23 protein-coding genes and 1 pseudogene are annotated in these 22,510 nt (G+C 47.7%); 5 read left to right on the top strand and 19 right to left on the bottom strand.

Annotated features, from left to right (window positions below; all coding sequences use genetic code 11):
• Positions 1–668: 668 nt before the first annotated feature.
• The 5 genes and pseudogenes from IJG50_08035 to IJG50_08015 form a co-directional block, all read right to left on the bottom strand.
• Positions 669–2,102 (bottom strand): annotated as a pseudogene (locus IJG50_08035) (zinc-ribbon domain-containing protein).
• A 143-nt stretch (positions 2,103–2,245) separates the two neighbouring features.
• Positions 2,246–2,911, bottom strand: coding sequence for a nucleotidyltransferase domain-containing protein (locus IJG50_08030; GenBank protein ID MBQ3379792.1), 666 nt, complete (start codon positions 2,909–2,911; stop codon positions 2,246–2,248).
• A gap of 306 nt (positions 2,912–3,217) precedes the next feature.
• Positions 3,218–5,200 carry a lysine--tRNA ligase gene (lysS, locus tag IJG50_08025; protein ID MBQ3379791.1) on the bottom strand — a complete coding sequence of 661 codons (1,983 nt, stop codon included), beginning with the start codon at positions 5,198–5,200 and terminating at the stop codon, positions 3,218–3,220.
• Positions 5,201–5,291: 91 nt separating this feature from the next.
• Positions 5,292–5,777 (bottom strand): transcription elongation factor GreA, encoded by a 486-nt coding sequence (gene greA, locus IJG50_08020; GenBank protein ID MBQ3379790.1) that lies wholly within the window; start codon positions 5,775–5,777, stop codon positions 5,292–5,294.
• A 280-nt stretch (positions 5,778–6,057) separates the two neighbouring features.
• Positions 6,058–6,846, bottom strand: a complete 789-nt coding sequence (locus tag IJG50_08015) for a hypothetical protein (GenBank protein MBQ3379789.1) — start codon at positions 6,844–6,846, stop codon at positions 6,058–6,060.
• Between the two features lie 167 nt (positions 6,847–7,013).
• On the opposite strand from IJG50_08015, the gene IJG50_08010 reads away from it, so the two are divergent.
• The 3 genes from IJG50_08010 to IJG50_08000 all read left to right on the top strand — a co-directional run bounded on the left by IJG50_08010 (position 7,014) and on the right by IJG50_08000 (position 9,440).
• Positions 7,014–7,898, top strand: coding sequence for an amino acid ABC transporter substrate-binding protein (locus IJG50_08010; protein MBQ3379788.1), 885 nt, complete (start codon positions 7,014–7,016; stop codon positions 7,896–7,898).
• 123 nt (positions 7,899–8,021) lie between these two features.
• Positions 8,022–8,657 carry an amino acid ABC transporter permease gene (locus tag IJG50_08005; protein ID MBQ3379787.1) on the top strand — a complete coding sequence of 212 codons (636 nt, stop codon included), beginning with the start codon at positions 8,022–8,024 and terminating at the stop codon, positions 8,655–8,657.
• Between the two features lie 12 nt (positions 8,658–8,669).
• A complete protein-coding gene (locus IJG50_08000) occupies positions 8,670–9,440 on the top strand; it encodes an amino acid ABC transporter ATP-binding protein (GenBank protein MBQ3379786.1) in 771 nt (256 codons plus the stop codon).
• An 80-nt stretch (positions 9,441–9,520) separates the two neighbouring features.
• Here the strand turns inward: IJG50_08000 and IJG50_07995 are convergent, their stop codons facing one another.
• The 8 genes from IJG50_07995 to IJG50_07960 form a co-directional block, all read right to left on the bottom strand.
• The gene (locus IJG50_07995; protein ID MBQ3379785.1) at positions 9,521–9,946 is read right to left on the bottom strand and encodes a hypothetical protein; all 426 of its coding nucleotides are present in this window, start codon (positions 9,944–9,946) and stop codon (positions 9,521–9,523) included.
• 47 nt (positions 9,947–9,993) lie between these two features.
• Positions 9,994–10,473 (bottom strand): 2-C-methyl-D-erythritol 2,4-cyclodiphosphate synthase, encoded by a 480-nt coding sequence (locus IJG50_07990; protein MBQ3379784.1) that lies wholly within the window; start codon positions 10,471–10,473, stop codon positions 9,994–9,996.
• Positions 10,466–11,233, bottom strand: a complete 768-nt coding sequence (ispD, locus tag IJG50_07985; GenBank protein MBQ3379783.1) for a 2-C-methyl-D-erythritol 4-phosphate cytidylyltransferase — start codon at positions 11,231–11,233, stop codon at positions 10,466–10,468. Before ispD ends, IJG50_07990 begins: the two co-directional genes overlap by 8 nt.
• A gap of 75 nt (positions 11,234–11,308) precedes the next feature.
• Positions 11,309–11,791, bottom strand: a complete 483-nt coding sequence (locus IJG50_07980) for a CarD family transcriptional regulator (GenBank protein MBQ3379782.1) — start codon at positions 11,789–11,791, stop codon at positions 11,309–11,311.
• 172 nt (positions 11,792–11,963) lie between these two features.
• Entirely contained in the window at positions 11,964–12,638 is a 675-nt protein-coding gene (locus tag IJG50_07975; GenBank protein MBQ3379781.1) for a PspA/IM30 family protein, read from the bottom strand.
• A 104-nt stretch (positions 12,639–12,742) separates the two neighbouring features.
• The gene (locus IJG50_07970) at positions 12,743–13,921 is read right to left on the bottom strand and encodes a thiolase family protein (GenBank protein ID MBQ3379780.1); all 1,179 of its coding nucleotides are present in this window, start codon (positions 13,919–13,921) and stop codon (positions 12,743–12,745) included.
• Between the two features lie 211 nt (positions 13,922–14,132).
• On the bottom strand, positions 14,133–15,356 hold the full coding sequence (locus tag IJG50_07965; protein ID MBQ3379779.1) for a thiolase family protein: 1,224 nt from the start codon (positions 15,354–15,356) through the stop codon (positions 14,133–14,135).
• A 250-nt stretch (positions 15,357–15,606) separates the two neighbouring features.
• Positions 15,607–16,395 carry an enoyl-CoA hydratase/isomerase family protein gene (locus tag IJG50_07960; GenBank protein ID MBQ3379778.1) on the bottom strand — a complete coding sequence of 263 codons (789 nt, stop codon included), beginning with the start codon at positions 16,393–16,395 and terminating at the stop codon, positions 15,607–15,609.
• Positions 16,396–16,622: 227 nt separating this feature from the next.
• On the opposite strand from IJG50_07960, the gene IJG50_07955 reads away from it, so the two are divergent.
• Both IJG50_07955 and IJG50_07950 read left to right on the top strand, forming a co-directional pair.
• The gene (locus tag IJG50_07955; protein ID MBQ3379777.1) at positions 16,623–16,988 is read left to right on the top strand and encodes a Lin0512 family protein; all 366 of its coding nucleotides are present in this window, start codon (positions 16,623–16,625) and stop codon (positions 16,986–16,988) included.
• Positions 16,975–17,577 carry an amidase domain-containing protein gene (locus IJG50_07950; protein MBQ3379776.1) on the top strand — a complete coding sequence of 201 codons (603 nt, stop codon included), beginning with the start codon at positions 16,975–16,977 and terminating at the stop codon, positions 17,575–17,577. The genes IJG50_07955 and IJG50_07950 overlap by 14 nt, the downstream gene beginning before the upstream one ends.
• On the opposite strand, the gene IJG50_07945 is transcribed toward IJG50_07950, so the two are convergent.
• From IJG50_07945 to IJG50_07920, 6 genes are all read right to left on the bottom strand, one after another.
• The gene (locus IJG50_07945) at positions 17,553–18,167 is read right to left on the bottom strand and encodes a hypothetical protein (GenBank protein MBQ3379775.1); all 615 of its coding nucleotides are present in this window, start codon (positions 18,165–18,167) and stop codon (positions 17,553–17,555) included. The genes IJG50_07950 and IJG50_07945 overlap by 25 nt on opposite strands.
• 78 nt (positions 18,168–18,245) lie before the next feature.
• Entirely contained in the window at positions 18,246–18,749 is a 504-nt protein-coding gene (locus IJG50_07940) for a hypothetical protein (protein ID MBQ3379774.1), read from the bottom strand.
• 25 nt (positions 18,750–18,774) lie between these two features.
• Positions 18,775–19,128, bottom strand: coding sequence for a type II toxin-antitoxin system PemK/MazF family toxin (locus IJG50_07935; GenBank protein ID MBQ3379773.1), 354 nt, complete (start codon positions 19,126–19,128; stop codon positions 18,775–18,777).
• 5 nt (positions 19,129–19,133) lie between these two features.
• A complete protein-coding gene (locus IJG50_07930; GenBank protein MBQ3379772.1) occupies positions 19,134–19,406 on the bottom strand; it encodes a hypothetical protein in 273 nt (90 codons plus the stop codon).
• A 312-nt stretch (positions 19,407–19,718) separates the two neighbouring features.
• Positions 19,719–20,921, bottom strand: coding sequence for an alanine racemase (gene alr / locus IJG50_07925; GenBank protein ID MBQ3379771.1), 1,203 nt, complete (start codon positions 20,919–20,921; stop codon positions 19,719–19,721).
• Positions 20,922–20,967: 46 nt separating this feature from the next.
• Complete coding sequence (locus IJG50_07920) at positions 20,968–22,506, bottom strand: NAD(P)H-hydrate dehydratase (GenBank protein MBQ3379770.1); 1,539 nt, start codon at positions 22,504–22,506, stop codon at positions 20,968–20,970.
• Between the last annotated feature and the right edge of the window lie 4 nt (positions 22,507–22,510).

The raw sequence follows: 22,510 nt of genomic DNA, 5'->3' as shown, positions 1-22,510 counted from the left end.
TGCAGCAATTCACGAATTTTCTCCCTCCGTGCTCGTTCCTCGGAACTGCGTTTTCTTCTGCTGCTCATAATTAAACCTCCAATATGGTGCTTCTATTTTACACCTTATCGGAGGTTTACACAATTTTCGGGACGGCCTCTAAAAATCGCTGCAGCTCCCCTTTTGCGTATCACCGCTTACTTGCGACGATATAAATACAGGGCGCTTTCGTATAATTTTTTCGTGCGAGGTTTTGTAAAGCGCACCTTAGGCAGTTCACAGGGAAACCGCAGTTAGGGCAAACGCCGTCCTCCATAGGCGTACCGCAGCGCGGGCAATCCATACGTATTCCTCCTTTGTATTAATATAGGGCTGTTTGCCGGTATATTCGTGTGAGGTTTTGATAATATTTTTATCAAGTGTTTTACACTTATTTAGACTGATATCAAACCTTGTATCTTGATATCCGTCTCTGATTCACATTAGGCGGACTGTATTTGTGAAATCTTCCGCAGTAAAGAGCCGATCGTTATCTTCTATCGCTTTTTTTGCTATCTCGGCGCCTTTGAGCGCTTCGTTTGTCAGCGGTTACGATCCAACGGAGCAGTTTTTTGAAAAATCGAAAGCATAATTGCTGTTCAACAAATCATGGTTCCTCCGGCTGCAGTAATTTCGGGCCGCTTATTCAGTTATATTGATCGACGCCAGCGGAAATAGTTCTTCCGTATAAGTCCGATATCTCTCTCGGGCTCTGCGTTTATGTATATATTTGATCTCCTGAACGCAGTGAGCACCGCGTCAAGAAGATCCGTCAAGGAAGATCCTCTGAAAATAATATGTGGGTCCTCCGGCAATTTCATGTCAGCTATCGTATACAGCTGGATCCCTTGCTTCCTGCACAGCAAGCGCCTGACCGAACATTCCTCAATCTTCTTTCTGAAACCGGACAGCTCTTTTGCTTCAATGGCGATCCCGGCGGAAGGAATCAATGTATCAAGCGGCAGTCCTATCAGAGTCTCATCATTCAGTTTGGTTCTGAAACCGTATTTTCCTGCATAGTACATAGCCGCCAGCTGCGGAAAAACTGAAACGAACTCTGCCTCACATACGCTGCAGCCCTTCTGTTCCAGCGTTCTTTCGGATATTCTCATATTCCATGAATGTCCGCAGCTTTCTTTCCACCAGATATGTTACATAGAATATCGAGAGTATCTTTCCGGACCGCATTTGTTTTTATCATAATCCCATTCTTCAGCAATAGCCGGATCTGTGGATACCAGATCATTTATACCCGGCACCACTTTACGGGCTGAGCAAACGGGGCATGAGCCGCCGTGGACCCTTGTATATACGACCGACTGCCATTCATGTCCGCAGGAACTGCATCTCCACCAGACATTCAGACGGGACTTTTCATTTATATCTTCAGAAAGCAGCGGGAGATTCTTTTCTGACCATTCCTTTGCAAGCTCAGGAAATCTTGTTTTAAAGTCGTTAAAGCCCTTCAGAAGCTTGATCCCACTGCAGTAAGGGCATTTGCTTCCACCTGCGCGGGTAGATATAAGAGTCTGCCATTCATGTCCTTTCTCACATCGCCACCATACCATGTGGTTGGCTCCTGCCGGTGCCTGATCCGGAGTCAAGGGCAGATTTCTCGGCGACCACTCTCTTGCAAGCTCAGGATGAACTGTAGCAAGATCATTGAAACCCGGCATAATCTTATTGTTCGAGCAATACGGACAGCCTGTGCCCTTGACCATTGCTCTGATCTCAGCTTCCCACTCATGGCCACACAAGCCTTTCCATTTCACCTTACGGTGAGATTGAGCATTAACCTGTGTTGGCAGCAACGGTTCATTATCCGCAGACCATTCAGCGACCAGATCCGGTCTGATTGAAGCAAGATCGTTGAATCCTTCCAAAACTCTCATTCTGGCACAATAGGGACATCGTTCACCGGCGTGTCTGTCCTTCGGACTGGCCTGCCATTCATGCCCGCATTGCCCGATCCACCAATACCGTTTTCTGGATCCGTATGTAATATCCGTTGCCTTCAGCGGAGCGTTCCTGTCGGACCACTCACAGACAAGCTCCGGATGCACTTCGGCAAAACTGTGTCCCATGTATCCTGTACCTCCTTCATGGTCATAATGTACCCGGTACTGCCAAAGATTTGAAATGTGCCGGAAGTATAGGCTCGGAAAATAAAAAAGCGCCTCCAAGCAATCGCCTAGAAGCGCCTCGACAAATCTGAATTTGCCGTTCACTACTGTATTCGGTCGATTCGATCGAATGCGCTCTGGCACCAGTCAAAAACAAGATGGAAAGCCATATCGTAATCAAAATCATCCGGCAATTCCGCCATTTCAAGTATAGCGCGATCTTTTTCGTACACCTGTTTTTTGAGATCTTGCTTCGTCGTGACAAATGATCCGCTTTCCAGAAAATGCAGATTCTGGATCAGGAAAAATAGCCCTTTACAAGTGCCGCGAAATGCGGCGATATTCTTCTTGTCCGCATGTATATATCGATGGCAGAGTTCGTGGTACAGATTTCCCAAACTCAGTTTGACATAGTTTATCTCGTCTTCCCGTGTCGCTGTTGGGAGAACGTCTTTCAATTCGCCAAATAAATCCTTTGTCGAGTTGCGCAGCTGGCAAACCTCAAGGGGATTCCACCGCATCATCTCGTCCTTACCGCAAATAAACCCGCAAGATTTTTCATACTCACCGATGTTCTTCAGAATCTTACGGTACACGTCCATATCTGCAACGGAAAAATCGTCAAGGACGATCATAACGTCGATATCGCTTTTTTCGGTCGCTTCACCACGCATATAGCTGCCTTGAAGTCCGACGTACAGCAGTCGGCCACCGAAAGCGCTTTTACACTCCTCAATCACATTTCGCAAATAATCATCAATGTTAAACATGAGAATCAGTTTCCTCCGCAATTACTTCAACGTACACGGTACATCACCTCCGCAAATCCCGATTTTGCCACTTGAACACTCCTGCGACAGTCTTTTTTCTATTCCGCTCTCACAGGCTATCCGGATAGCAAGAGCCCCGAAATCAAATCGGAGCTCTTGGTAAAAATGTGCGATTTTCGGTCATCTGCAGCGGTTTATAGCCGCTTTGGTGTACTTATGGTGTATTTGCGTACATTTCAGCTAAAATCCGACAATGAAGTACGTCACGGTTTTTTGGCAAAAGAGTACATGCCATGGTGTACTTTATCAGTACAGCTTCGCGCCTGCCGGGATGTGCGGGTCTACCATAAGAAGATTGAGCTTCTCTTCCTCGCCTTCCTTGTGTACGGCGGATATCAGCATGCCGCAGGACTCAAGGCCCATCATCTTTCTGGGCGGAAGGTTCACTATAGCGATGCACGTCTTGCCCACGAGCGTCTCGGGCTCGTAGTACGCGCGTATGCCGGAAAGTATGGTGCGCGGTTCGCCGCTTCCGTCGTCGAGCGTGAACTTTAATAGCTTCTTCGACTTCGGCACGGCTTCGCACTCAAGCACCTTTACGGCGCGGAAATCGCTCTTTGAGAATGTCTCAAAATCTACCGTATCGGCAAAGAGCGGCTCTATAACTACGTTTGAAAAGTCTATCTTTTCTTCTGTAACGGGAGCTTCCTCTGCGGCTTCTTCGGACTGCGCGGGCGCTTCTTCGGCTTCAAAAGCGGGCTGCGCCTCGGCTGCGGTCTGTCCCACAGGCTTCATTGTCGGGAATAAAAGCACGTCGCGTATAGACGCGCTGTCGGTAAGAAGCATAACGAGCCTGTCTATGCCCATGCCCATGCCGCCCGTCGGAGGCATACCGTATTCGAGCGCGTTTAGAAAGTCCTCGTCCATCATATTTGCCTCAAGGTCGCCCGACGCTCTCATAGCGGCCTGGCGAACGAGACGCTCGCGCTGGTCAATGGGGTCGTTAAGTTCGGAATATGCGTTTGCAAGCTCGCGCCCCGTTACGAACAGCTCGAAACGCTCCGTTATGCGGCCGTTCGTGCCCGGCTTCTTTTTCGTGAGCGGCGAGACCTCTATCGGATAATCCATTATGAACGTAGGCTGCACGAGCTTGTCCTCTACGCGCTCCTCGAACGCAAGGTTCATAAGATCGCCCCACGAGGGATCGCCCTCGACTTCGACGCCCAAAGACTGCACTGCGGCCTTTGCCTCCGCGTCGGTCGTTATTGAGTAAAAGTCAACGCCCGTGTACTTCTTTATCGCGTCGTTCATGGTGATGCGCTCAAAGCCTCCGCTCAGCTCGACCGTTTCGCCCTGATAATTTATCGTCGTTGTGCCGAGCACCGTTTTCGCGCAGTGTACTATCATGGCTTCGGTAAGGTCCATCATATCGTGATAATCGCTGTACGCCTCGTAAAGCTCTATAGTCGTAAATTCGGGATTATGCTTTATATCCATGCCTTCGTTTCTAAAGATGCGGCCTATTTCGTACACCTTTTCAAGACCGCCAACGATGAGGCGCTTTAAGTGGAGCTCCGTCGCGATGCGAAGATACATCGTTATGCCGAGCGTATTATGATACGTGATGAACGGACGCGCCGCCGCGCCGCCTGCTATCGGCGAAAGCACGGGCGTTTCTACTTCGATATAGCCGCGCTCCTCCAAAAACGAGCGTATCGCGGTGATTATGCGGCTGCGCTTTTCAAATGCTTCCTTTACTTCGGGATTTACAATAAGATCGACGTAGCGCTGACGGTAGCGAAGGTCGGTGTCTCTTAAGCCGTGGAACTTTTCGGGAAGCGGCAGAAGCGACTTCGTAAGCAGCGTAAACGACGAAAGCTTTACCGATATCTCGCCGCGTCTCGTGCGGAACACTTCTCCCTCAATGCCGATGATATCGCCTATATCAAGCTTTTTGAATTCGGAGTAAACGTCCTCTCCCAGCTCGTTTACACGCACGTAAAGCTGAATTTTTCCGAATCTGTCGGACAGATCGGCAAACGACGCCTTGCCCATATCGCGCTTTGACATTATACGGCCCGCTATCCTTACGGTGCTGCCCTCCATCGCGTCAAAATTCTTTAAAATTGCGTCCGTGTACGTAGTTCTTTCAAATTTTACTTCTTCAAACGGGTCCTTTCCCTTGGAAACGAGCTCCTTTAATTTTTCTCTGCGCACTCTCACGAGGTCGCTGTACTGCTGCTCGCCGTCCGCTGCCGGCTCGATTGAGTTCTTTATTACGTCAGCCATGATTTATAAACTCCTCTCAATAATCTGCATTTGTATAAAAAGAAGGGACGCGCCCGCCCGCGCGCCCGAATATCCCGCCTTGGCGGGACGCTTATTTCGTTCTTCTTATGTCGGTTATTTCATAGTATAATACGCCGACGGGCGCGTGTACTTCGCATATATCGCCAACGTGACGTCCCATAAGTGCGTGACCGAGCGGCGATTCGTCGGAGATCTTATACTCCAGCGGGTCGGCTTCGGTAGAGCCGACTATGGAATACTCTATTTCTTCGTTAAATTCCTTGTCTATAACCTTTACGGTGCAGCCGATGTTCACTTTATTCGAGTCTATTTCATCCTCGTCAAGAACCTCGGCGTTCTTTAACATCGCCGTAAGCTCTACGATGCGGCTCTCGTTCATGGCCTGCTCGTTTTTTGCTTCGTCGTACTCGGAATTCTCGGAAAGGTCGCCGAAGGAAAGCGCAACTTTAAGCTTTTCGGCGATTTCGGCGCGCTTTACGGATACTCTTTCGTTAAGCTCCTCTTCAAGCTTTGCAAGTCCCTCCGAGGTAAGGACTATCTTCTTATGACTGCTCATCTTCTACTCCTTAAATCTAAAAATCTGATACCGAACGTGTATGCGTTCGGTATCAAAAATTCTATTACTCCATTTGAACATATGTAGTATTATATATGCCGCCGCGCGCGTTGTCAATAGAAAAAAGTCGGCGCGGGTGTATTATTTTGAAAGCATGCCCTCTCGATCGCCCAAAGGAGCAAAGCAATGCGGCGATCCGTATTCTCCAAAGCAGGATGCGTATCTCTATGTCGGCAGTCGCCATCCTCAATGGCGACCGCGGTTTGTTATACAAAAACCGCTATGAAAAAAGCAGCCGCTCCACCTCGAAATCCGCTATATTCTCCATGGCGAAAAGCTTCATTAAGTCCTCGCCCTTTATCCCCGCGTCAGCGCATTCGCTTGCGGGAACGAAGCCGTATGCCGCGCGGCATGAAAGGCGCGGCGGTCTTTCGCCTGTTAGGTCTATACTAAGCGCGCGGCGCGGCACGTCTTTGAGCGAAAGACGCGAAATGCCGTCGAAAGATATGATGAGCGCGCTATTTTTAAGTATTTCTCCCCCGCCGGATATTACAGGTATCCCGGTGCGCTCAAAATGATCGCGGCAGAAAGCTTCCGCCGTCTTCTCGTCTTTACTTACGACGCAAATATTGCGGCACACGGCGGAGATCATATCGACGAGCCCATGCGAAATACGACGCCCCGAATCGTCGCATATCACTGCGGCGTCCTCTTTCGCGAATTGTGTCTGCATTAACGCGAAGCGTATTATTTTTTCGGCGTGCGAAAAAATATATGCGGCCATATCTGCCTGCGTATCGATCCCCAAATCACAAAGAAGCTTTGTAAATCGCTCATCGGACGAAAGCGCCGCGTCCATGCCCATTTCGAAAGCATCGTCGGCCGCCTTTTTTATTCGCTGCCCGACGGTGCGCGCAGATTCGTTCTTATACGTTAAAATGCGCGTATAAAGCAGCTCTCTTTCGCGCGTCAGCCTAAGCACCTCGATCTCGGGCTTTTTTCTTAAAAACGAAAGCCTTTTGTAAAAAGACGGCGCGCTTACAACTTCAATATTAAAGTAACACGTCAACTTATCCACCTCCGAGCATATCAGTTTACGCTTCATATTCCCCTTTTTATGCAATATTTTTATTAAGTTTGCCTTTAATACTTTACTTTACCGTGATAGTGCGCTATAATAACAGCGCGTCAAAATATAATTTGATGCAATAACTAATTTTAGGAAGGTATGAGAAAATGAAAGGTAAAAAATTACTGGCACTTCTTTTGGCGATCCTTATGATGGCTACAGTATTCGTATTTGCCGGCTGCTCGAACACCAATAAGGAAGATACTTCCGATGCACAGCAGACGGAGGAAGAAGCAGGCGACGCTCAGGGCGAAGAGGCTCAGGACACGGCGGACGACACTTCCCTTGCAGACGTTCAGGCTAAGGGCGAGATCATCTTAGGTCTTGACGACAGTTTCCCGCCGATGGGCTTCAGAAACGACGATAACGAGATCGTAGGCTTTGATATCGACCTTGCAAAGGCAGTTGCCGACAAGCTCGGCGTTACGCTTGCAGTTCAGCCCATCTCCTGGGACGCAAAGGAAATGGAGCTTAACAGCGGCAACATCGACATGATCTGGAACGGTATGTCTTACAGCGAAGAGCGCGACGAGGCTATGAATCTTTCCGATCCCTATCTTAACAACGACATGGTATTCGTTGTTGCTAACGGTTCTCCCATCGCAAGCATCGAAGATGTTAAGGGCAAGACCGTTGCAGTACAGAACGGCTCCACCGCTCAGGATATCTTAGAGGCTTCCGATCTGGCGGCTGACATCACCATAGTCGGCTTCAAGGACAACATGACCGCGCTTCTTGACATGGAAGCACAGGGATGCGACGCCGTATTCATGGACAAGGTAGTTGCAAATTACACAATTTCCGCAAACGCCAAGGATTATCAGGTGCTTGAAGAAGGTCTTTCCCCCGAAGTTTACGTTATAGGCTTCAGAAAGGGCGACCAGGCTCTCCGCGACGCCGTACAGCAGGCTCTCCACGAGCTCAAGGAAGACGGCACAGTTGCCGAGATCTCCACGAAGTGGTTCGGCTCCGACGTTACTATAATCGAGTAATAAACTGCGTTGACATACGGTAAGTAAAAGGCACGCTTAGCGCGTGCCTTTTACGGGTATTTTTGAAGGACCAAAGGGGGTGCTCTCATGGAATCGCTTTTTGCAACGATAGACGCCGAGTATATGGGCAAGCTGCTCATTATTTTGCTTCAGGGCGTTCTTACTTCGCTTAAGATTTTCGGCATAACTTTAGTTATAGCGGTGCCGCTCGGCTTTCTCGTTTCGTTTGCAAAAAAATCAAAGTATAAGATCGTTTCCGTTCCGATAAATATTTACATACTTATCATGAGAGGAACGCCTTTGCTTCTGCAGATTTTGATCGTGTATTTCGGCCCTTATTACGTGTTCAAGCTCTCTTACGACAGATTTGCGGCTATAATCATAGCGTTTGTTCTGAATTACGCGGCTTACTTTGCGGAGATATTCCGCGGCGGCATAGAATCAATGCCGGTGGGACAGTACGAAGCGGCGGGCGCGTTGGGATTTACCAAAGCGCAGACCTTCTTTAGGATCATACTGCCGCAGGTCGTAAAGCGCATACTTCCTGCCAGCGCCAACGAAGTTATCACGCTCGTAAAGGATACGGCTCTCGCCCAAACGATAGGCGTGGCGGAGCTGTTTGCACTGTCGTCGAAGCAGGCAAGCTTTAAAACGTCGGTCATACCGCTTTTCGTAGCCGGTATATTCTATTTCGTTCTGAACTGGATAGTTACCGCGGCGTTCGCTTACTTTGAGAAGAAGCTCGACTATTACAAATAAGGGGTGAGGAAAGTGGCTGTATTAAGCGTAAAAAACATAAAAAAAGCGTTCGGTGACAACGTAGTGCTTTCCGACATCTCGTTTGACGTTGACGAGGGCGAGGTAGTTGCGATAATAGGCCCGTCCGGCTCAGGCAAATCTACGATACTCCGCTGTATAAACCAGCTTGAAACCATAGACGACGGTCAGATAACGCTGCTTAACGACAATATGATAGCAGGCATGTCTCCTGACGGAAAGCTCATATATTCCCCGCCTCAGGTGCTTAGAAAAATGCGGCTGAATATCGGTCTCGTCTTTCAGAATTTCAACCTGTTCCCCCACTTTTCAGTTATGCGAAACGTTACGGAGGCGCCTATACACGTTTTGAAAATGCCGAAGGAAAAGGCCGTGGAGGAAGCGAAGGATCTGCTTGCAAAGATGGGACTTTCCGATAAGCACGACTCGTATCCTTATCAGCTTTCGGGCGGACAGCAGCAGCGCGTATCGATAGCGCGCGCGCTCGCGCTTCATCCCGAGGTGCTCTTTTTCGACGAGCCTACGAGCGCGCTCGACCCTGAACTTACGGGAGAGATACTTAAGGTAATACGCGCGCTGGCGCAGGAAAAGCGCACGATGGTCATAGTAACGCACGAGATGGCCTTCGCGCGCGACGTGGCCGACCGCGTCATATTCATGGATCAGGGCGTTATCGTTGAGCAGGGCGACCCGCGTCAGGTAATAAACCACCCGCGCGAGGAAAGAACGAAGCTGTTCTTAAAGAGATACTCGGAGGACAATTGAATAAAAAATTGCCGGTCTTTGCGCCGGAAACGTAAAAAAGATGCAGGCTGTTTCGTCTGCATCTTTTTTAGTCTTTTAATTCAGCGCCGCTTTTTTGATACGTCCGTCGGCTCGCAGAGAAGATATTTCTCTCTCCCACCCTTTACGGCCTCGCCGAAAACGACGGCAAAACCGCTGCCTAGAATAAGTACGGCGTCAAAGCAGACGGCCGCCCGCGTTACGGCGTCAGCCAAAGGCAGGAACTGTTCGTCTAAATAAGGATCGGGAGACAAAACGTAGCATGATTCGTCATGAGTATTAACAAAATGCCAAAAGTCAGACGACCAATCCATATTCCCGCCCGATATTGCGATCTTCGCAGGCTCGATAAGCTCGCCTGCATGGTGACAGAACCTGCTTACGCCGTCGTATCGCTTTTCGGGCGTCGTAAGCTCATATAAAAGGCGCTCGCGGCGTTTTTTTCGTATAAACGAACGCACGAAGCGTTCTTCTGCCGAATGATCCATGGCTTTCACTCTGCTTTGCGTTAGATCAGAGGCGTTTACAGCGCCTTTTAAACCTCGCTCGTTATAAGAGCGACTGCGTGTGCGCTTATCCCCTCGCCTTTACCTTCAAAGCCCATTCCCTCGGTAGTCTTACCCTTTATGTTCACATCGTCGGGAGGGCATTCTAAAACGCGCGCCAGGTTTTCGCACATAGCCGATATATGCGGCGCGAGACGCGGCTTTTGAGCGACTACGGTTGCGTCTACGTTTCCGATTTTATAGCCGCGCTCACGCATTATTTCAAATGTTCTTCTAAGCAGTACCAGGCTGTCGGCATCTTTATATGCCATATCGCTGTCCGGAAAATGCTTGCCTATATCCCCGGCGCCAAGAGCGCCGATTATCGCGTCGATAACTGCATGGGTAAGCACATCAGCGTCAGAGTGACCCAATAGTCCCTTCTCATACGGTATATCCACACCGCCTATAATAAGCTTTCTTCCCTCAACGAGCCTGTGCGCGTCATATCCGTATCCTATTTTAACCATAAATCCACTCTTTCTTATCTGTTTTAGCTTTAAGTATATGCTCCGCCGCTGCGATATCTCCGGCAGATGTTACCTTTATGTTGTCGCGGTCGCCATCTGTAATATATACCTTGTGCCCAAGCGCCTCTACTGCCGACGCATCGTCGGTGATCTTCAAATTCTTCTCTTTTACGTTAAGCAAAGCCTTTTTTAAAAGCTCGTATTCAAATACCTGCGGCGTCTGTATCAGACGAAGCTTGTCGCGGTCAAGCGTTTTTATTACAGCTCCGTCGGCGCCAATTTCTTTGACAGTATCGAACGGCGCAAAACCGGGAACTGCCGCACCGTAAGTTTTTGCGGCACTGCATGTTTCGTGTATTATTTTTTGAGTTACAAACGGACGCGCGCCGTCATGAACGGCAATATATTCGCATCTGCCGGAGAGCTCAAGCACACCGTGCAGAGACGAATCGGAGCGCGTAGAACCGCCCGCCACAATATTTTTAAGCTTTGATATAGATAATTCCTTTGCAATATGCCGTATTACGGAAAAGTCTTCGCTTCTTGCAACTACAACTATTTCGGAAATGTCAGGCGAGCGCTCAAATGCCAGAAGAGTAATCCCGAGCATCGGCTTGTCGCCTATCATAAGGAACTGCTTGCTCTGACCTGCGGCAAGTCCCATCCGCGAACTTGCTCCCGCCGCCAGAATAAGCGCGGCGCATCTTTTCGCTTTATTTGAAGATATATCCTTTTTAAAAATCATATCTTTGAAACTCATAGGAAAAACCACCCTATTCAAAATAAACGCGGCATGAGCGCCGCGTTTGTTAAATTGCCTTTTAAATCTATTTTTTCACTTTCTGCCAACAATGGTATATATAATATCCTCAAGCTCTCCCTGGGAAAGCCCTAAGGAAATTATCAACTCTGAAAACATTATCTGCTTTGCAAGACTAAGTATCTTCTTTTCTCCTGTAGAAAGCGGCTTAATACATTCGCGCATAAGGAGCCCCTTTACAACGCTTATTATCTCATAAAGATCGCCCGAACGTATTTTGTCCATATTGTCACGTGAGCGTTTTGTCCAGTTAGGTTCGTCGTCTACGGAGACGCTTGAAAAGATTTCTTTAAAATCATCAACACTGATATTATCCGTTACATATCTAAGCCCGCTGAGACAATCCGCATTGGTGGGGATCATTATTTTCAGATCGCCTATAGGCATTTTAAGAATATAGTAAGATTGTGTTTTACCGAAAGCTTCGCGTTCTTCTATCGTTTCGACAATACCTGCTCCGTGCATTGGATATACTATTTTGTCACCAACATTATACATGGTATTCTCCTTAATATATTATAGCAGGACGCTGTTGTCAACACTTTTATTATATAACATGAAAAAAGCTTTGTCAAATGCGCTGCATATAACAAAATCAAAGAGAATTTTTGTATAAAATATAAAACGGGGCTCTTTTAAAAGCCCCGTTTTAATGTTTGATCAAAATATATCAGATACCAAGCTTTGCTTTCATAGCGGCAAGCTCATCGTCAACGGAAGTATCTACCGACGAGTCGGTATATTTTGCCGCAAGCGCGTCAACATCGCTTACTGCGTCAAGCTCTGCCTTTGCGTTAGCCGTATCGAGCATCTGCTCAGCCTTGCGCTCCATGCGCTCAAAGTCGCTCAGCGCGCCCTTTACGCCTTCTGCGGAAGAACCGATCTTGTTGATGGTCTCCTGCGTCTTTGCAACGGCAACGTTTGCCTTAACGGTATCGCGGCGAGCCTGTAAAGCTGCAATATCGGAATTGAGCTTGTTATAAAGCTGGCGCATTTTGTCTGCGTTCTCTTTTGCAACGGCATAAGACTTCTGAAGCGAAGTAGCGTTGCTTTCAAGCTGCTGCTTCTTGGAAATGAAAGCCTTTGCGTCAGCCTCGTTGCCCGACTTTAACGCCTTCTCTGCCAGATCGAGATACTTTGCGATATTCTTGTCGTTTTCATCGATAAGTCTTCTCGTGCGCGTTTCTTCCGCAATAACGGTAGCAGTCTCGTTCTTTACCTGCTCTAAGTTCTCAGTAGCTTCTCTTAAGTACTGATCTATCATCTTTGCAGGGTCTTCCGCCTTGTCCAAAAGCGCGTTAACGTTTGCCGAAAGAATGTCGCCGAATCTTGATAAGATGCCCATAATTAGTCCTCCTTATGTTTTTGTTGATCATATTATACCACGTATTTAAAAAAGCTTCAACAGCTTTAAAAAAATGACGGCATAACCCTGCCGTCATTTTTTATTTAACACATCTCGTATATGCCTGCAGCACCCATACCGCCGCCTATGCACATCGTTACAAGCGCATATTTGCCGTTGGTTCTTTTCAGCTCGGAAAGAGCCTTGCAGGTAAGGATCGCGCCGGTCGCGCCCAGAGGATGACCCATAGCCATAGCGCCGCCGTTCGGGTTTACCTTTTCGCGGGGCATCGAGAGTTCGTCCATAACGGGGATAGCCTGTGCCGCGAACGCCTCGTTGAGCTCTATAACGTCAATGTCCTTCATGGAAAGACCTGTGATCTTGAATACCTTCGGTACGGCTGCTATAGGACCAAGACCCATAACATGAGGCTCAACGCCGCCCGTTGCAAAGCCCAAAAACTTAGCTATGGGCGAAAGCCCAAGTTCGTCTGCCTTCTCTTTTGACATAAGCACAACGAAGCCTGCGCCGTCGGACGTCTGCGAAGAGGTGCCTGCCGTTACTTTACCGTCTGCTTTGAACGGCGAAGTTAGCGCCGCGAGCTTTTCAACGGTGGAATTGGGGCGTATGCCTTCATCCTTCGTAACGGTTATCGGTTTGCCCTCATCGTCTATTGCTTCTATCGGGATTATCTGCTCATCAAATTTTCCAGATTCCTGTGCTGCCGCTGCCTTTTTGTGGCTTGCTACGGCAAGCTCGTCCATAGCTTCGCGCGATACGTTGTACTGTGCAGCAACATTCTCTGCAGTTATGCCCATCGGCATATATACGCCGGGGATATTCTCCGCAAGCCACTCGTTAAAAACGGTCTTGCTTGTGGAGCCCGCCTTCATGGAAGGCATATACGACATCATCTCAACGCCGCCTGCAACGACAACGTCGGCCTGACCTGCGGCGATCGCGTTCGCTGCAGTAGCTATCGCCTGAAGACCCGACGAACAGAAGCGGTTTATAGTCTGCGCCGAAACGGATACGGGTAAGCCTGCGCGCAGCGTAACAAGACGCGCGATATTATTGCCCTGGAAATCCTGCGGACGAGCGCATCCTACGATGATATCGTCAATATCTTTAGGATCGAGCTTAGGCACTTTTGCCAAAACGCCCTTTAAGACCTGAGCGCCTAAATCTACCGGATGAAGATTTTTTAACGATCCCTTATACGCCCTTCCGACAGGGGAACGCCCGTATGCAACAACAACAACGTTGCCCAATGCTTTACTCATTTAATATACCTCCCAAATTATTTATGCTTTATGATTTTATTATAAGTCAAACTTTTTTATTTTGCAATATTAACAAACATATCAAACATATTTTTGAAAATAATTCTTATTAAAAAAGACATCTTTCCGCGTCAAATACGGCGCGGAAAGACGTCTCGATCTAAAAAACACAATATTTATGAGAGAAATAAATGCATTTGGAGTGGTTAGATCAGATCTCGCGGGTCCACAGCGATGCGAGAGCCGGACCGCCGCCTACGCAGAGGGATGCGCAGCCGATCTTATAATCCTGTCTCTTCATCTCGTAAAGCATGGTAACGATTATACGAAGAGCGGAGCAGCCTACCGGGTGACCTAAAGAGATACCGGAGCCGTTTGCGTTTACCTTCGCACGATCGAGCTTGTAGCCATAGTCAGCTTCGAGCTTTCTTTCAACGCCTATGAACTGTGCTGCGAAAGCTTCGTTGATCTCCCAGTAATCAACATCGTCAAACTTAAGACCTGCCTTTTCGAGGCACTTCGGGATAGCAACTGCGGGACCGAGGCCCATAACGTCTGCCGGAACGCCCTCTGCTGCGATGTAGATCATCTTTGCCATGGGAGTTATGCCGAGCTCCTTAGCCTTATCGAGCGACATAACGATAACTGCCGCTGCTGCGTCGTTTATACCGGATGCGTTTGCCGCAGTTGTAACGCCGTCCTTTATGAAAACGGGCTTTAACTTCGAGATGGACTCCATGGTGCAGCCCTTTATCATATGCTCGTCGTCCTTTAATATCTTATCGCCTTTTCTGGACGTCTTTATGATCGGTATCATCTCTTCGTCAAATTTACCCTCTTCGGTAGCTTTGCATGCGCGCGAATGGCTCAGTACTGCAAGCTCGTCGCACTCTTCGCGGGTAATGTTGTACATCTTTGCAACATTCTCTGCCGTAACGCCCATATGGCCGCCGGAAAGCTCATCGTAAAGACCGTCGTGAAGCATTGCGTCATAAAGCTCTGCGCCGCCGCCCGTAGGAATGCCGCCCATGCGGTAGCCCAAACGCGCCTTCGGAAGAAGGAACGGAGTGCGGGTCATGTTTTCAACGCCTACTACTAGACCTATATCGGTCTTGCCGAGTTGTATATCATTGCAGGCAATTTCCAGAGCGCGCATACCCGAAGCGCAGTTCTGGTTTACGCTCAATGCGTTGCTTTTGGGGGTCATGCCTATGCGCTGTGAAACCTGACGTGCGGGAAGCGAGCCCTGCATAGAGGTATATACCTGACCCATTACGATCTCGTCTACATCTTCCGGCTTTATTCCTGCGCGGTTTATTGCCTCTTTACCTACTGCTATTGCAAGATCTCTTGCCGGAATGTCGGAAAACTCGCCGCAGAATTTACCTATTGCCGTACGGCATGCGCTTACTATTACAACTTCTTTCGTCTGCATAATGATCCTCCTCAATAGTATTTTAATAATATTTGTCTGAAAATTTAGTTTGTTATTTTAACTACAATCTTATTATAGCGGATACTTTTCAATATTGCAATAGTGATATTGCATAAATTTAATAAATAATCTTGAATAATTTCATGCTTCTGTGTACATTTTATATAATTTAATGCAAATTAAAAGAGATTTGCGGTCTTAACCGCGCATCTCTTTTAAAGCTGTATCCGAAATGATAAAAATTACTTTATCATTTCCCGTTAAACTGCGGCTTTCTCTTTTCCCTGAAGGCTGCAGTGCCCTCCTTCGTGTCCTCCGTAGTCATAAGAAGCGAAAATCCCATTGCCTCAAGATACAGGCCTGCGTCAAGATTTGCCGACATCGAATGAAGTATCAGCTTCTTCGCAACTGCAAGCGCAAGCGGCGCGCGCGTCATAAGCTTTCTTGCCACAGCCATAGCCTCATCCATAAGATCGTCCAAGGGTACGCACTTCATTACGAGTCCTATCTCTGCCGCTTCTTTTCCCGTATATTCGCGCCCTGCCAAAACTACCTCTTTTGTTCTTCCTACGCCTATTATCTTTGCAAGTCTCTGAGTGCCGCCAAGTCCGGGTATAAGACCGAGCTTGGGCTCGGGCAGACCGAAGCGCGCATTTTCCGACGCTATGCGTATATCGCATGCAAGAGACAGTTCAAATCCTCCGCCGAAAGCGTATCCGTTTACTGCGGCGATAACGGGCTTTGCGCACGTTTCCAGCTTATTTGCCGCGCGGTCGGCCCATCTCGTTTTAAGCGCCGTCGGCGTGCCTGCGGATGAAAAGCCGGAAATATCGGCTCCGGAGATAAACGACTTGCGCCCCGCGCCTGTGAATATTATTACTTTTATTTCGGGGTCCTCCTCGGCTTCGCATAAGAATTCATAAAGCTCTCTGAAGCAAGATTCGCTCACCGCGTTCAGTACCTTTTCCCTGTTGATAGTAAATATCGCTACATTTTCCTTTACTTCAAGAAGGTAATTCTCGTATTTTTTATTTGTCACAGTATGTCCATCTCCGTTCTTTTAAAAAATTATATATAATATTATAAATATATGTACGCCTTTTTTCAATATAAAACATTTCGTTACAGGAAAAAATATCTAAAAATGCTGTTTTAAAAGGCTTATTTTTATCAAAGATGTTGATAAATCCTTATGAATATGTTAGTATCAGAATATATAGAGGCAAATATTTATTGAAATTACTAAAATTTACGGAGGTATTTTTTATGGCTTGGAAAAGATTTATCATTGAATTCGGTACCGGCGTAGACGTACACGGCATCGATGTAACCAAAGCGGCTCAGAAAGCCGTTAAGGACGCCGTATCGCATTGCTGTCTCACAGGATTGGGCGAAACCCTTGAGATAGAAAACTTTTTGGAGAATGTAAAGGTGGAAGTAAAGATCTGTTCCCCGTTTGCGGACAAGGTGGATCGCGACAAGGTACTGGCGCAGCTTCCTCCCTATAAATACGTTGACCTTGAGATCGTAGAAGGCGGACTTACGGTAAGGGGCACCAACGCTCCCCAGTTCGGAGTTGGCGAAACGATAGTTATGGTAAATGCAGCCATAACCGTATATGTCAACAGATAAAACATTTTCCGTTAAACAGACTTGTCGCCAATGCGGCAGGTCTGTTTTTACATTTTATCATCTTCGTGCATATGATACCACGGAGGTGGCTTCTTTGAAAGTAACAGAATATGACCGTGCTGCCGCCGCAGAGTATGCCATGACATGGGCATATCTTAGGAATCCCCGATACTTTGCATTTGACGATCTCGGCGGCGACTGCACTAATTTTGCATCACAAAGCGTATATGCCGGATGCAAAACAATGAATTTTACTCCCGTATACGGCTGGTATTATATATCATCAGACGACCGCACGGCTTCCTGGAGCGGAGTAGAATATTTTTATAATTTTATAACGACAAACAACGGACCGGGCCCCTTCGCAATCACGACTGAGGCGCATCGGGCGATGACAGGCGATATAGTTCAGCTGGGCGATGAATACGGCCGGTTTTATCACAGCCTTGTTATAGCCCATATCACAGGCGTTTCGAAATTTGATACTATACGTGTCTGCGCGCACAGCAGCGATGTAAATCTTAGGCGCCTGTCCTCATACTCGTTCGCTGCTGCACGTTTTATTCATATATTAGGAGTAAGATCCTGACAAGAAACATCTTCCTGCTCTCCAAGATACAGAATAAGCAGCGCAAGCGCGCCAAGCGCCTTTATAAAGTCTGCATCCTCGTCATTGTCTTTCGCTTCAGACGAAGGCAGCGGCTTTTTTGAGGTGTTCACCGCCGCGTCGCCGTTTTCTTCTGACGCTATATGAAAAGTTATTGAGCTGCTGTCGCTGTAGCTTTTTGCCGCCTTTTGGGCAGATATGTCGGCCTCTTCATTATCACTTAATAACTCATCACGACTTTCCTGCGTTCTTTTGGCAAATTGATTTACGACATAATTCTGTTCATACGCATCATTTAAAAATGCCGATGCGCATATCCGCTCTTGTCCGTTATTTTTCTCGGTTATGCATATCCCGTCAAAAACCAACTTTGTTTCATAGATAAGCTCCCCGTTTTCTGACAGAACGCCCGCATATTCATGTGCTCCGCCGATTTTTGTAAGATAAGCCCTCAGAACATTTTCCACTTCCGATGTAATTCTTATATGAATATTCGTGCCTTTGTTGTCGGCTTCATATTTCACCGTTCCCGTTTTCTCTCCCAAAAGCTGCAGATACTTTTTTATATACATAAACATCGTCCTTCCGCAAAAAAAATAAAAGCCTCATAAATACTTATGAGACTTTTGATACACTTATTCGCAAATGCGTCAGTTTACGACTTTATAACTGCCCTTTATCATTATATATCCGTCCGAAGTCATTCTTATGCCGCGTCCGTCCTCTCTTGGGATTATGTAAACATGATTGGGAGAAATGCTTATATTGCCGGGCAGGTCTATTCCTCCCGTTGTATCTGCGAGACCGTTTTCTCCGGGACATACGGAGACGGCGGTGCCGCTTCTTAAGATCACCTGTGATCCCTCACCTCCCAAGATCGTCTGTCCGCGCGAAACCTTTATTGCTTTGTATGCGTCGGAGGCAGAAGCGCCTTGAGACGATCCCGATGCAGCAACGGCATCTGCCACTTTTGCGTCAATGCGTTTATCTACGTCGGACAGCACATCCTGCTTAAATACGCCTGTAAGATAGCTTAGGCTCACAAGCGGGTCATCGCTGCTTCCGGCGTCGGCCAGAACTATGTATCCGGCTGCCAGCGATGCAAAGATCACGGCTGCGATGACAAGTGCGGCTATTCTTTTTCTTTTTTTCATGGGCTTATACCTCCTGACATTTATACTACGGCTCGTCGTTTAAACCGAAGCTTATACTTATCGCCGTATTTATTTTCTTCATAAGCTCCAAGTCCAGCTTACCTATCCTTTCCTTGAGCCTGCGTTTGTCTATTGTCCTTATCTGTTCAAGCAATATGACAGAATCCTTTTGAAGCCCGAACTCTTCCTTTGATATCTCTATATGAGTGGGCAGCTTTGCTTTGTTTATCTGTGAAGTTATTGCCGCGGCAATGACAGTAGGACTGTATTTATTGCCGATATTGTTCTGCACGATGACGACAGGTCTTACGCCGCCCTGTTCACTTCCTACAACGGGACTTAGGTCCGCGTAATATATTTCTCCTCTTCTGACTATCACAATATTCACACTCCGGATAAATACTCCTCCGATGCGCTCAACGCTTCATTGTCGAAGGCGATGGCCTCGTCTGCCATCTGTGTATTTATTGTACCCATATATATATACCCTTTAATCATGTTTTTCTCATTTGCGGATAATTTTTTTTCGAAGAGCGAGCGCTCTATAAGAAGCTCCATAACTTCCTCCGTTGTAAGCCCCAGCTCAAAAGCGAGTTCTTTTGCAGCCGACGCTGTTTTCTTGGATAAACCCAGATAAATCCTTACTTTTTCATCCATCAGGGAGCGCCTCCGATATATTATATTACGGCACCGTAATATATGTGCCTTCGAGATCAAGTATACATAATATCTATACGCGCGTCAATGTCAGTTAATTCCGCTCACACATGTCTTTATATATCTTTTTCTATCTTTACGGTGTTTTGTCGTAAATATGTCGTAAAAATCGTCGTAAATCAAATGGCTTCTGCTTTAACAAAATCATTGTATTTTTCAAGTGTTTTTTGCTTCGTATCGTCTTGAGCCTCGGCATAAATCGTCATCGTAAGTCGTAGATCGCTGTGCCCCATAAGCTCTTGTATGGAAATGTCAGTTGATCCCGCCCTCTATGTAATTCAAATATCCGGCTTCGCGGCCGTTTAAGATATATACGCGCGGAACTCGCTTCCCTATCTGGCATATCACCTCGTATCCTATCGTGCCGAGGTATTCCGCTATCTTGCAGGCGGAAATGAAATGTTCGCCGTCGTGACCGAATATCGTTACTATGCTCGATGTGCTCACGTCTTCGATATTCGAAACATCTACCATACATTGATCCATGCATACGCGCCCTACAACGCTTGCCGCTCGTCCGTTTATAAGCACGTCGGCTCCGTTTGAAAATATTCGTGAAAATCCGTCGGCATAGCCTATGGGCAGAGTAGCAAGGCGCACTTTTTTAGGCGCGGTATATATGCGTCCGTAGCTTACGGGCGTGTTTTCTTCAATATACTTTATATACGATATCGCCGTTTTAAGCTCCATAGCCGGACGAAAGCCGTACTCTTCTATCGACTCGAGCTTATTGTCGGGCGGAAGGCCGTAAAGGATTATTCCAGGACGCACGATATCGAGGTGCATATCGGGATAGCTCAAAACTCCCGCGCTGTTGCAGCAGTGGCGAAGCCCCACGTTTATGCCTCGGCTCTCAAGTGTGTCGCAGAAATACATGAACAGCTCGAACTGACGGCGCGTGAACGCAGGGTCGTAATCGGCTCCGGAAAAATGCGTAAATATCCCGTTGAACAAAAGCCCCGGCAGTGAGTATATCTTTTCGGCCTCGTCTATCGCGCCGGCATCTCTCGATTTGTTCTGATACATCATTCCGAGCCTGCTCATGCCAGTATCTATCTTCAGGTGTACCGTAAGCTTCTTCCCCAGCCATTCGGCAGCGTCTGAAAACTTCTTTGCCGCATCATATGTATAGACCGTCTGCATTATGTCATATTCGATAAGCTCCGCGGCACATTCGTAAGGCGTATAGCCCAAAATAAGTATCGGCGCAGTAATTCCGCCGTGGCGAAGCTGGCGCGCCTCGTCAAGATTTGATACGCCGAACATATCGGCCCCCATGTCCGAAAGCACGCGCGAGGTCTGTACCGCGCCGTGTCCGTATCCGTCAGCCTTGACTATCGCCATTATCTTCGTCTTAGGCGACGTTATTTTTCGTATAACGCCGTAATTATGCTTAATATCGTCAAGACTTACATCCGCCCAGACGCGCTTTAAAAATGAATTTTTATGCTTCATAAAAAAATGTACCTTCTAAAACTTAAATTATCGATCGCAAGAACGTTTATTTGTCATACCTTATAAGCGCTCTCGGCAGATTGTTTATAATATCGGAAGCCGTCAGCGCATACTCGCCCAAAAACGACGACGCGATATCGCCGGCGCGTCCGTGGATAAACACGCCCGCAACCGCCGCTGCGAGCGGCCTTATCCCCTGCGCGCAGAACGACGCGATAATTCCCGCAAGAACGTCGCCGCTTCCCGCAGTCGCCATACCGGGGTTGCCCGTTGAATTTATATATATCATTCCGTCGGGCGAAGCCGTCACGCTTCTTGCACCTTTTAATACGACTGTGACGTTATGTTCAACCGCAAACCTAAGAGCATTTCCGGCTCTGTCGGCCTCCACCTGTTCGACCGTCATGCCCGAAAGGCGGGCAAACTCCTTCGGATGAGGCGTGAGGATAACGTCAGATGATTTGTTCTGAAGTATGGATATCTCATCGGCAAGCGCATTTAGGCCGTCGGCATCGATAATTACGGGTTTTCCCGAATTTCTTACAGCGATCCTTACAAGCTCGCGCGTGTCCTCACAGTTGCCCATTCCGCATCCTATAAGCACGGCAGACTGCGTTTTAAATTTTTCAACGAGTCTGTCTGTGTTGTTTTTTGAAATATGACCGTCTGCATTTTCAGTCATAGGCATTGCTATCGCTTCAATTATATTCGAGGCCGCGATGGGATATACCGATTCCGGTATAGCCGCAGTGACAAGTCCCACGCCGCTTCTTAAAGAAGCGCGCAAAGCAAGTATCGCCGCACCTGTCATGCCTTTTGAGCCTGAGATGACCAAAAGCCTGCCGTAATCGCCCTTATTTGTATTTTTACTTCGCGGGCGAATGATCTTATCTATCAGATTATCGTCCGTTTCGTATATTTTCATCGAAGCGGCGTCAACGTCGGAGCGCTTTATGCCTATATCGCATATCACAAGCTTTCCCATATTGTCAATGCAAGGATACGTAACGTGGCAGACCTTTTTAAAAGCGAACGTAACGGTAAGGTCGGCGCGCACGCAGCCGCCCATTATCTGTCCCGTATCTGCGTTTATGCCGCTTGGCAGATCAACGGCCACAGTGTATGCGTCCGAGGAGTTTATCAATTCAACAGCCGCAAGATGATCTCCCGTAAGCGGCTTATTAAGTCCCGTGCCGAATATCGCGTCAACGATGCATACGCAGTTTTTGGGCAGCTTCCCCTTCATTTCGGAAACGGTGTAGGTCCCCATTCCGGTAAGGCAGTAAAGCTCATATGCGCGCTTTGCATCGCCCGAAAGACGCGCAGGATCGGACACGCTTACTACGGTTATTTTTGCGCCGCGTTCCCAAAGCATATGGGCGATAACGTATCCGTCTCCCGCATTGTTGCCGCTGCCGCAAAAGACCGCTATCTGCTTTGTGCGCACATCCGAGTTAAAATGCTCCATTATTTGATTTAAAACTCCCGTGGCAGCGTTCTGCATAAGATCGAACCCGGACAGTCTGCCGCCGAGTATCACGTCGCCCTCGATCTTTCTCATTTGCGTCCGACTTACAATATACATATAA

The sequence above is a fragment of the Clostridia bacterium genome, assembly GCA_017405765.1.
Lineage (GTDB): Bacteria > Bacillota > Clostridia > Oscillospirales > RGIG577 > RGIG577.
Note: the sequence above shows the minus strand (reverse complement) of the source record. Positions and strands in the feature narration are given on the sequence as shown.

What these genes read in the sequence shown, in the direction of transcription:
- IJG50_08030 (MBQ3379792.1), bottom strand. Translation starts at nt 2,911, where the DNA reads ATGTTTAACATTGATGATTATTTGCGAAATGTGATTGAGGAGTGTAAA.
- lysS (MBQ3379791.1), bottom strand. Translation starts at nt 5,200, where the DNA reads ATGGCTGACGTAATAAAGAACTCAATCGAGCCGGCAGCGGACGGCGAG.
- greA (MBQ3379790.1), bottom strand. Translation starts at nt 5,777, where the DNA reads ATGAGCAGTCATAAGAAGATAGTCCTTACCTCGGAGGGACTTGCAAAG.
- IJG50_08010 (MBQ3379788.1), top strand. Translation starts at nt 7,014, where the DNA reads ATGAAAGGTAAAAAATTACTGGCACTTCTTTTGGCGATCCTTATGATG.
- IJG50_08005 (MBQ3379787.1), top strand. Translation starts at nt 8,022, where the DNA reads ATGGGCAAGCTGCTCATTATTTTGCTTCAGGGCGTTCTTACTTCGCTT.
- IJG50_07995 (MBQ3379785.1), bottom strand. Translation starts at nt 9,946, where the DNA reads ATGGATCATTCGGCAGAAGAACGCTTCGTGCGTTCGTTTATACGAAAA.
- IJG50_07990 (MBQ3379784.1), bottom strand. Translation starts at nt 10,473, where the DNA reads ATGGTTAAAATAGGATACGGATATGACGCGCACAGGCTCGTTGAGGGA.
- ispD (MBQ3379783.1), bottom strand. Translation starts at nt 11,233, where the DNA reads ATGAGTTTCAAAGATATGATTTTTAAAAAGGATATATCTTCAAATAAA.
- IJG50_07980 (MBQ3379782.1), bottom strand. Translation starts at nt 11,791, where the DNA reads ATGTATAATGTTGGTGACAAAATAGTATATCCAATGCACGGAGCAGGT.
- IJG50_07975 (MBQ3379781.1), bottom strand. Translation starts at nt 12,638, where the DNA reads ATGGGCATCTTATCAAGATTCGGCGACATTCTTTCGGCAAACGTTAAC.
- IJG50_07970 (MBQ3379780.1), bottom strand. Translation starts at nt 13,921, where the DNA reads ATGAGTAAAGCATTGGGCAACGTTGTTGTTGTTGCATACGGGCGTTCC.
- IJG50_07965 (MBQ3379779.1), bottom strand. Translation starts at nt 15,356, where the DNA reads ATGCAGACGAAAGAAGTTGTAATAGTAAGCGCATGCCGTACGGCAATA.
- IJG50_07955 (MBQ3379777.1), top strand. Translation starts at nt 16,623, where the DNA reads ATGGCTTGGAAAAGATTTATCATTGAATTCGGTACCGGCGTAGACGTA.
- IJG50_07950 (MBQ3379776.1), top strand. Translation starts at nt 16,975, where the DNA reads ATGTCAACAGATAAAACATTTTCCGTTAAACAGACTTGTCGCCAATGC.
- IJG50_07945 (MBQ3379775.1), bottom strand. Translation starts at nt 18,167, where the DNA reads ATGTATATAAAAAAGTATCTGCAGCTTTTGGGAGAGAAAACGGGAACG.
- IJG50_07940 (MBQ3379774.1), bottom strand. Translation starts at nt 18,749, where the DNA reads ATGAAAAAAAGAAAAAGAATAGCCGCACTTGTCATCGCAGCCGTGATC.
- IJG50_07930 (MBQ3379772.1), bottom strand. Translation starts at nt 19,406, where the DNA reads ATGGATGAAAAAGTAAGGATTTATCTGGGTTTATCCAAGAAAACAGCG.
- alr (MBQ3379771.1), bottom strand. Translation starts at nt 20,921, where the DNA reads ATGAAGCATAAAAATTCATTTTTAAAGCGCGTCTGGGCGGATGTAAGT.
- IJG50_07920 (MBQ3379770.1), bottom strand. Translation starts at nt 22,506, where the DNA reads ATGTATATTGTAAGTCGGACGCAAATGAGAAAGATCGAGGGCGACGTG.